Genomic DNA, 7,628 nt, shown 5'->3' with positions numbered 1-7,628 from the left:
CTAAAAGCAGCATGAAACCTAAACCCGATACACCTTAGAAACGCTGCAAACCTGTCCGAAATGATAGGACCACTTCATCATTTTCAGAAAGCCACTTTTCGACAGCTTCCCAGCGTATTCTTTGGATACCACCGATATTGATGATAGCAGGTGCTTTCCCTTGGCGTTTCAGCTTGTGCCAGGTGCTGCGGCTGATCCCAACGGCTTCACAAAACTCAGAGACGGTTAGAATGTCGAAAGTTTGGGTGTCACACTTGTTGCCTTTCAGGTTTATCGTGATTTTACGTATACGCATAATTGCGTAAGCGCGCAATTTTTGAGCGTTTTTGAAGGTTGTTAAGCCTTCTTCTTTTTCTTCTAGAATCTTCTTACTTCGGGGCGCGTAATATGATGATCTAAAAAGATAAATCCGCCAAACTCTTAGGGGTCGGGCGAGGACGGATTAGTTTTGGGGCGGTTATCTATTAGTTTTGGGGCGGTTATCGCTTAGGAATCGGGCGGTTTGTGCGCAGTCCGTATCGAGACACAACACCTTGCCTCTGGCACGGGTTTAATCTTAGCTTTGGGAGAATCGCTAACTAACGGAAACGCTTTGTCAGAATCGACCCGCCCCAGAACTAATAATAAGCGGACGCTCGATATTGCCCCTAACATGGGCGAGATGGTGAAGCCTGCTGAGCTGATCGAGGTTAAGGGCGCGTCCAGGCTGACGCTGGCAGACCGGCGCTTGTTCAATGTGCTGTTGCGCCATGCCTTTGGGCCAGACCTGGCGTCAGAGGGCAGGCGCTTTGAAATCGCGGTTGCCGACCTAAGAGAGACGCATGAAAGCAATGATCGGCTTGTGCAGTCGATTGAAGCCCTAATGACGACCGTGGTGACGATCCAGCGCCCGGATGGATCAACCGACCGTGTGCAGCTCCTAGGCTGGAACAACCTGTCAGACCCAAAACGAAAACGCGGCAACCTGAAATACTCGATCCCGCCCGAGTTGGCGTTGCTGCTTAAAGATTCCACCGTCTTTGCCAAGCTAGAGCTGGAGGTGTTGCGGGCCTTCACCTCGAAGTATGCCCTGGCTCTCTATGAAGCCGTGGCACGGCGTGTGCGGCTCAAGCATGTGTTCACCGAACGGTTCGCCCTGGATGACTTTCGGGAACTCTTAGGCGTCGAACCTGGGAAGCTCGAAACCTATGGCAACCTGAACCAATACGCGATTAAGCCCGCCCTTTTGGAGGTGAACGCCCTGTCTGACTTCACCGTGACCGTGCTACCTGAGAAGACTGGACGGCGCGTGACCGGCGTTATGATCGGCTGGGGTGCGAAGGACATTGAGGGCCGGAAAGCCGCCTATGCCGAGCTGCAACGCCCCCGCGTAGGCCGCAAGGCGCGGATCACCGGGACCGTTGAGGAAATGTTGCCGCCGGAGGTGATAGAGTAGGAATGCCGGTAGGATCCGCGCAATACTGTTCCAGATGAGATCACCCAGCTTCGCCCGGATGAGGAAGCTGGGTGTGGTCAGTTTTTGTAGATCACTACGTTGCGTAGCTGGCTTTCTGCGCAAAGATTTCAATCTCCTCGTGCAGCTCCTTCAAAAGCTTTATTAAAGCGTCCGACAGGACTATCCACTCTTCGGGAGTTACTTTATTCGGATCAGGAAGCTCAACAATTTGGTTCCCAAGGTCGCTGATTGCATTGGCTCGGGTTCGGATCACGCGACCAATGGCGCGAGCTGTATCTAGGGGTTCTTCGAGAGAAGTCATAACTTCTGCTCCTTGGTTAGAGGTTAGAATTTGAGGCGTATCCAAAGCGATACAGACCCCAAAAAAATGAATCCGGGTCTCTTGAAAGAGACTTTCACTATCCCCAATTAAGTAAAGGATAATATGTGGGTTATCCCGAGATATAAGCTGATACTAAACCCACAAAAAAACCTTCAAAGATACTCTCTATATCCTATCAAGAATGCGCTCCAGCTGAGCCGGTCCCATTGGTTATGCTCGTCGCATAAGCTGCGCGTTCCTCAGCACCGTATGCCATCGTTAGAATATTCCGAACCGTGGTTGCGTACCATTTGCCACCACGTGCAGTTTTGATCCCACGCGCATTCAATTCCACCGCGACCTGGCGAAGGGACGCCCCCCCTGCTCTGATCTGCTCGATCACCGGCAACAAATTCTCCGCATGAGTAAACGCCCGCGCCTTGTTCACCGCCGCCCCCTTCCGTGCCGCCTGACGCTGCTCATAAGCCCGCTCAGGGATAGACCACCCCAGCTTGACCCCGCGGGCCTTTGCCGCCGCCAGTGCCGCCTTAGTGCGCTTTGAGATAGCCTCTGCCTCTTGTTCTGCGACTGCGGCCATGATGTGCAGCACAAAACGGTTCGCCTCTGGCATATCCGCCGCCGTAACCTCGACACCACTTTCTAGAAGGTTGGCGATGAAGGCGACGTTCCGGGCGAGACGATCCAACTTGGCAATGAGCAACACAGCCCCTGCTCGCTTCGCCTCTGCCAGCGCCCGCGCCAGTTCCGGGCGATCCGACCGTTTGCCGCTTTCCACTTCGACAAATTCCGCCACGACCTCGCCCCGACCCAGGACGTGCGCCGCTACCGCCGCGCGTTGCGCTTCCAGCCCCAGGCCGCTCTGGCCCTGGCGCTCGGTGGACACGCGGAGGTAGGTGACGAAGTTTATTGCCCTGTCTCCTTGCGGAGCGTGTTACCGTCCTGCTGGTTTTGGTAACGGTAGGTCCTGAGGTAGTAGCTGCGGCTGCTGGCCAGTGCGGCTCTAGCTGCTTCGTCCCTTTCTTCGGCGCTCTGGAACCAAACAGCTTGGTGTGATCCGAAAACCTTGCCGTCACGAGTCCCCTGAAGGGCGTATCCATATCGAAGGCCGTCAGGAAAGAAATGAATGTCGGCCAGACGCTCAGCCAAGGTGGGTGTTTCGGGGACTTCTTTCTGCTGCGTCCACTTCATTAACCGCTGGCCAATGGCGCGACTTCGGTCGTCCTTAAGTCGAAGGTCGATGTCTTCCTGGCTTCGCTCCGTAATCTCAGCTTTGCGAGCGAAACTCGTCATCCATGTTTCTCCTTTAGCCAGAGTTGGCGTTCCGGCGGATTGTACAAACTCTCTACGTCCGTTATGTTTTTATACGTATATATTTTTACGTATTTATGTAAATACGTAAACATGGTTCTGTGCGTTTGCGACATCACACATTTGCGGTAAGCTTCTTAACCAAGCTGGCGAAGCTAGGCCAAAAGTGGCCTATACTTGGGCGGGATGATCGACGTCACCGCGCCGTCAAAGGAGGCTGGCCTGCAACAAAGAGGGACGCGGCACGCGCAAAATGAAGACCGAACGCTGACCCAATCAAATATCTTTCCGCATGAAACCCAGTGCCCGCGCGTTGATCGGAAGTCTAGTCGATGCCGAAGGTAGCCCCATTGTCGAGGTCGTTGAATGGCGGTAGCAGCTTATGCAACGAACTGTAGGAATCGAACGATGGGCACAACACTGGATTCTTTAAAATCGCGTTTGCTCGGCCTTGATGGTCGCCTGTTGGAAGACGAACTTTACAAAATTCCTTGGGAAGAGATTGAAGTAGGTCAACTTGATTCAGCTGCACAAGCAAGATCGATAGCAGACGGCGAAGGCGACGATGGCAAGACACGCTCTGCATATATTAGACACAGAGTGCGGCGGCTGAGAGACGAAGTAGAAATTCTTCAGGCCCAGGCAAAAGCAAAAGCAAAAATTGCCTCATCCGGCCCACCCAAGGACCCTAAGGAACGCTACAAGTGGGCTAATCGCCTACCGCCATATGATGACTGACGCAGAAACGCAGTAGAACGCTTCGCTTCCCCTGCTGCGATCCTGGCGCGTGATGGGCAGGGCGCTTGCCGCAGGCCAGCAGCCTTCGACACAGGGTCGATCCCAGCGCACTCCCTGCAGATATGCGCTTACGTAACTCCGCAAGTGCGCATCTGTGAAATTATGCGTTTGCGGTTTTACACAACGGCATTAGCTTCTCCAACCATGAGAACGATATTGATAGCTGCTCAGAAAGGCGGGGCCGGGAAAACCACGCTGGCCCGCAACCTGTCCGTTGCCGCCGCTCTGGATGGCCAGAAGGTGCTTTGCCTCGATCTGGACCCGCAAGGCTCGCTCAGAGGGTGGTGGGAAAGCCGCGAAGCAGAAACCCCTGCAATGCTGGACCGTGATCCGGCACCTCACGCGCTACGCGCCACGCTGGACGCGGCTAAGGCACGTTTCGACCTTTGCATTATCGACACGCCGCCAGCCGCCCCAGAGTGGCTTGCTCAGGCGCTTGAGGTTGCTGATCTAGCACTAATTCCGGTTCGCCCCTCACCGGACGATCTGCGGGCCGTGGGGGCCACCTTTGCCGCCGTGAACGCCGCGAAGGTGCCGTTTGTCTTTGCTCTGTCTCAGACGCCGCGTGCGCGGATCACAGAGGAAGCCGCCCGCGTGCTGGCGCAACATGGCCGCGTTGCCCCGGTGAATATCGCGCAGCGTGTCTCATATGCCGAAACCGGCGCGACGGGGCAGGGCGTGTCTGAGACAACTGACCAAAAGGCAGGGGCAGAAATTGCCGCCGTGTGGGAATACGTGAAGGGGATACTAGATGGCTAAAAAACCCGTGGCCCTCGATGGCCTGTTGAACACTGAAAGCCGCCCGACCGATACCGGCATACCGCAACGCGGGGCAGGGCAGGGGGCGGCCCAGGACAAGAGACCGGCCAAGCGACCAGGCGAGAAGCGACTTACGCTTGCCCTCGACGGCGACACCTACAAGCGCCTGAGGCTTCATGCGGCTGAAACTGACCAGACGCACCAAGCTATTTTAGAGGCTGCACTAGCCGATTATCTGAACCGCGCAGATGCGTGATTATGTATTTACGTAATTAAGGAACTACGATTGCGCCTTAGCTTCAACGAAATCCGCACTCGCGCTGCCAACTTCGCACGCACCTACGACGATGCCACATATGAGAAGGGTGAGACACAAACCTTCTACAACGACTTCTTTGCGATCTTTGGCGTAGAGCGCCGATCTGTTGCCCGCTATGAAGGTGGTCACAAAAAGTCCATTGTAAAATGGCTCTGTGAAGCCTGAACAGTCGTATGCAGCGATGGAAATCCGCACCATCGCGCTTGGCGATCACAATCGAAAGACCGATCATGGTCTCGGTCATCGTGCTCTCCTTCGTTGTCGTCGGCCTTTGAACAACCTTAGACTACGAAGAGGTATGATAGCCATCATACCGGCTGCGCGCTGCGCTACGCCCAAAGCCTCCTTTGCTCAGAGTGAGCCTGGATCTTCATCAAGTTGATAGACATGCAATGCAAGCCTGCAGGTTATACTACATGTTGATCTTATAGCGACATGTTCTTTATACGTTCTCCCATATCTTGTTTTGCTTCCGTTTTTTCTATAAAACTGGCCTCAGAAAGTCTGAACATCGGTCAGTAATGGGCGGAGAATTTATTGATACAGAACGGACCACTTAACCCGGACACCGCAATAGCGGTTGAACCTGACACAAAGGGTTACCCGTCACTAGTATATTCCTCTCCAAGGGTATCAGTGCGGTATCCGGTGACGAACACCCTACCTATCGGCGCACAATCTCGGCTGATGAAGGCGGCGCGGTTCTCTGAGAAAATTGGCTGTCCAGTGAACACACTGCTGACAGTTAATGCGGAACACTTGCAGCGGCTCAGTTCCGACGGTGTCTTCGGCATTGGCCACCTATGGGACGGCATGCAGGGCTTCATCGAATTGGCGAGAAAGTGGACCGTAGCACGGGGCATTCCGTGGGTTGTAATCTGGTCCCGTGAATACGCAGGCGGCAAGCACGGCCAATCTGGCGAACATTGGCACCTTGGCCTTCACCTGCCACAGCACATGCACGGTGGTTTCGCCGAACAGGTTGCACGATGGACAGACGCGCCCACAGACAACACAAGTAAGGCAACCACCATTGCACAATCATTTTGCCGCTCGTGGCATTTTAGAACACGGGCACCACGTGGTCGCGGCGCAGAAGGGTTAGCGGCATATCTTGGAAAGTCGGAACCGTCATGGATACGCCGCTACGGAAGATCAGTGCCCAATAAGCGCAAGCCTGAAAGGTGGCAGAATGGCGGCACCGGCCCAATCCAAGGCAAGCGTTTTGGCATTTCAAAGGCCATAGGCGCAACCGCGCAGTACATGGCAGTGTGATTGGTGTGGAGAGGATTGGCAACCATGGCGCAGGTCAGATGCCAAGTATTGCTGTGAAGGATGCCGTAAGCGGGCAGCACGTCAGAGACAGCTTTGAGAATTTTTCAAATGATTTCGGAAAAATCTGAGGTGAACTATGGGCGGATCAGGTAGCGGGCGACATTTACAATTTGGGGCGAATACAACTGACGGCTACCGCTCGATTGACATTAGATGGTTGAAGCGTGAGGGGCTTCTGGGTTCCGGGGGCAGTCACCAAATTACCTGGTCGCGGGGGGGTGAGGTGACAGCCTCGATCAATCTTCAGTCAGAGCCGGAGCGTGTGATCTTGGACTATCGTCACCGGAAGTGGGGTGGCGAATGGCAACCGGAACGCTATCCCGTCTATCTCGACACCACGCCTTGTCACATGGGAGGCGAGCGGCATTGGTTTCTCTGCCCAGCTCGGGGCTGCGGTCGCCGGGTTGCCATCCTCTACGGCGGGGCAATCTTCGCGTGCCGTCATTGCTACCGGCTAGCCTACCCTTCCAAGCGAGAAAAGCCGGGAGATCGAGCTGCACGGCGGGCGGATCGTATCCGCGACAAGATGGGCTGGCCTAGGGGCGTCCTCGAAGGCTCCGACTGGGGCAAGCCCAAGGGAATGCACTGGCGCACCTATGAGCGGCTTTGCCGGGAACACGACGTCCTGTCTGATCGCGCCCTGGCCGGGATCATGGATTACCTGAACCGCCTGTCCGGTCGCTTCTAAAATAGGCGGATTTAGAGTGAACCATCGAACGCCCTACCTTTTTAACCGTTCCATTGTAGTTTGATGTTCTTCGCGCAAAGTATTGAACCGCCCCGGGAGAACGTGTCCACGACCGTCAAAATCCGAAGTTTCTTGCCCGTTGCCAGCTGGTCATGGACAAAATCCATTGCCCAGACATCGTTCGGCCCAACGGCGGCGGCGCGGTCGTCGCGCAGCTTCGCCTTTACCCGCCGTTTCGGCGTCTTGTTCCTGAGCTGCATGCCCAACTCCCTGTAAATGCGATAGACTTTCTTGATGTTGATGCCCCAGCCCTCACGTTCCAGAAGCACGTGAACCCGGCGATAGCCGTAACGGACCCGTGTTTCGCAGATCTCCCTGATCCGCGTCTCCACGGCAGCCTGGTCGGCGCGGCGGGATTTGTAGTGAAACGTCGAACGGTCAAAGCCGATGGCCCCACAGGCTGTTCGGATCGAGACCGCCCAATCGCTGCACATCCCGCGAACAAGTTCGCGCAAACGACCAGGCTTCAGATCTTTCGCCGGATGACATCCTGCAGCATCTCGCGATCTAGGCGGCGTCTGCATTTAGCTGATCCACGCCATAGCGCAGGCCAGGTCTACGAAGGCTTTGAACGAGGTGACCG

Annotated in this window: 11 protein-coding genes and 1 pseudogene; 7 read left to right on the top strand and 5 right to left on the bottom strand. The window is 55.3% G+C overall.

Annotation, left to right across the window (positions count from 1 at the left end):
- Positions 1-34: 34 nt before the first annotated feature.
- Entirely contained in the window at positions 35-295 is a 261-nt protein-coding gene (locus RBB18_RS23265; protein WP_371931693.1) for a helix-turn-helix transcriptional regulator, read from the bottom strand.
- Between the two features lie 357 nt (positions 296-652).
- Here RBB18_RS23265 and RBB18_RS23005 point away from each other — a divergent pair, with 357 nt between their 5' ends.
- Complete coding sequence (locus RBB18_RS23005; protein ID WP_306112616.1) at positions 653-1,435, top strand: replication initiation protein; 783 nt, start codon at positions 653-655, stop codon at positions 1,433-1,435.
- A gap of 94 nt (positions 1,436-1,529) precedes the next feature.
- Here RBB18_RS23005 and RBB18_RS23000 read toward each other — a convergent pair whose 3' ends face one another.
- From RBB18_RS23000 to RBB18_RS22990, 3 genes are all read right to left on the bottom strand, one after another.
- A complete protein-coding gene (locus RBB18_RS23000; protein ID WP_306112617.1) occupies positions 1,530-1,757 on the bottom strand; it encodes a hypothetical protein in 228 nt (75 codons plus the stop codon).
- 196 nt (positions 1,758-1,953) lie between these two features.
- Positions 1,954-2,685: a recombinase family protein gene (locus tag RBB18_RS22995; RefSeq protein ID WP_306112625.1), complete on the bottom strand. Its 732-nt coding sequence runs from the start codon at positions 2,683-2,685 to the stop codon at positions 1,954-1,956.
- Positions 2,682-3,068: a hypothetical protein gene (locus tag RBB18_RS22990; protein ID WP_306112618.1), complete on the bottom strand. Its 387-nt coding sequence runs from the start codon at positions 3,066-3,068 to the stop codon at positions 2,682-2,684. Before RBB18_RS22990 ends, RBB18_RS22995 begins: the two co-directional genes overlap by 4 nt.
- A 426-nt stretch (positions 3,069-3,494) precedes the next feature.
- On the opposite strand from RBB18_RS22990, the gene RBB18_RS22985 reads away from it, so the two are divergent.
- The 6 genes from RBB18_RS22985 to RBB18_RS22960 all read left to right on the top strand — a co-directional run bounded on the left by RBB18_RS22985 (position 3,495) and on the right by RBB18_RS22960 (position 6,985).
- A complete protein-coding gene (locus RBB18_RS22985; RefSeq protein WP_306112619.1) occupies positions 3,495-3,824 on the top strand; it encodes a hypothetical protein in 330 nt (109 codons plus the stop codon).
- Between the two features lie 204 nt (positions 3,825-4,028).
- Entirely contained in the window at positions 4,029-4,643 is a 615-nt protein-coding gene (locus RBB18_RS22980) for a ParA family protein (protein ID WP_306112620.1), read from the top strand.
- Positions 4,636-4,899 (top strand): ribbon-helix-helix protein, CopG family, encoded by a 264-nt coding sequence (locus RBB18_RS22975; RefSeq protein WP_306112621.1) that lies wholly within the window; start codon positions 4,636-4,638, stop codon positions 4,897-4,899. The genes RBB18_RS22980 and RBB18_RS22975 overlap by 8 nt, the downstream gene beginning before the upstream one ends.
- A gap of 30 nt (positions 4,900-4,929) precedes the next feature.
- The gene (locus RBB18_RS22970; RefSeq protein WP_306112622.1) at positions 4,930-5,127 is read left to right on the top strand and encodes a type IIL restriction-modification enzyme MmeI; all 198 of its coding nucleotides are present in this window, start codon (positions 4,930-4,932) and stop codon (positions 5,125-5,127) included.
- Between the two features lie 483 nt (positions 5,128-5,610).
- Positions 5,611-6,237, top strand: a complete 627-nt coding sequence (locus RBB18_RS22965; RefSeq protein ID WP_306112623.1) for a hypothetical protein — start codon at positions 5,611-5,613, stop codon at positions 6,235-6,237.
- A gap of 283 nt (positions 6,238-6,520) precedes the next feature.
- Entirely contained in the window at positions 6,521-6,985 is a 465-nt protein-coding gene (locus RBB18_RS22960; RefSeq protein WP_306112624.1) for a hypothetical protein, read from the top strand.
- Positions 6,986-7,077: 92 nt separating this feature from the next.
- Here the strand turns inward: RBB18_RS22960 and RBB18_RS22955 are convergent.
- Positions 7,078-7,556 (bottom strand): annotated as a pseudogene (locus RBB18_RS22955) (IS3 family transposase); the annotation flags it as partial.
- Between the last annotated feature and the right edge of the window lie 72 nt (positions 7,557-7,628).

This window comes from Roseovarius sp. MMSF_3298 (genome assembly GCF_030733705.1).
Lineage (GTDB): Bacteria > Pseudomonadota > Alphaproteobacteria > Rhodobacterales > Rhodobacteraceae > Roseovarius > Roseovarius confluentis.
The sequence above is the reverse complement of the archived record's forward strand: the minus strand, read 5'-3'. Positions and strand labels throughout refer to the sequence as shown.

Excerpts from the sequence above, each read along its gene's own strand:
- RBB18_RS23265 (WP_371931693.1), bottom strand. The coding sequence starts at position 295 with ATGCGTATACGTAAAATCACGATAAACCTGAAAGGCAACAAGTGTGAC.
- RBB18_RS23005 (WP_306112616.1), top strand. The coding sequence starts at position 653 with ATGGGCGAGATGGTGAAGCCTGCTGAGCTGATCGAGGTTAAGGGCGCG.
- RBB18_RS23000 (WP_306112617.1), bottom strand. The coding sequence starts at position 1,757 with ATGACTTCTCTCGAAGAACCCCTAGATACAGCTCGCGCCATTGGTCGC.
- RBB18_RS22990 (WP_306112618.1), bottom strand. The coding sequence starts at position 3,068 with ATGACGAGTTTCGCTCGCAAAGCTGAGATTACGGAGCGAAGCCAGGAA.
- RBB18_RS22985 (WP_306112619.1), top strand. The coding sequence starts at position 3,495 with ATGGGCACAACACTGGATTCTTTAAAATCGCGTTTGCTCGGCCTTGAT.
- RBB18_RS22980 (WP_306112620.1), top strand. The coding sequence starts at position 4,029 with ATGAGAACGATATTGATAGCTGCTCAGAAAGGCGGGGCCGGGAAAACC.
- RBB18_RS22975 (WP_306112621.1), top strand. The coding sequence starts at position 4,636 with ATGGCTAAAAAACCCGTGGCCCTCGATGGCCTGTTGAACACTGAAAGC.